The organism is Streptomyces sp. AC627_RSS907 (genome assembly GCF_019049165.1).
Genome location: NZ_JAGMUE010000396.1, coordinates 1 through 361, shown reverse-complemented (window position 1 = coordinate 361; position 361 = coordinate 1). Strand labels below are relative to the sequence as shown.

At 56.0% G+C, this 361-nt stretch carries 1 rRNA gene; it reads left to right on the top strand.

The features are described 5' to 3' along the window. Positions 1 to 361, top strand: a 23S ribosomal RNA gene (locus KUM32_RS36085); the annotation flags it as partial.

Genomic DNA, 361 nt, shown 5'->3' with positions numbered 1-361 from the left:
GGCCCCTAAGCGTACGCTAAGTGGGAAAGGATGTGGAGTCGCACAGACAACCAGGAGGTTGGCTTAGAAGCAGCCACCCTTGAAAGAGTGCGTAATAGCTCACTGGTCTAGTGATTCCGCGCCGACAATGTAGCGGGGCTCAAGCGTACCGCCGAAGTCGTGTCATTCACATAATAGCCCCAACGGGTGTGTGGATGGGTAGGGGAGCGTCGTGTGCCGGGTGAAGCAGCCGTGTAAGCGAGTTGTGGACGGTTCACGAGTGAGAATGCAGGCATGAGTAGCGATACAAACGTGAGAAACGTTTGCGCCGATTGACTAAGGGTTCCTGGGTCAAGCTGATCTGCCCAGGGTAAGTCGGGAC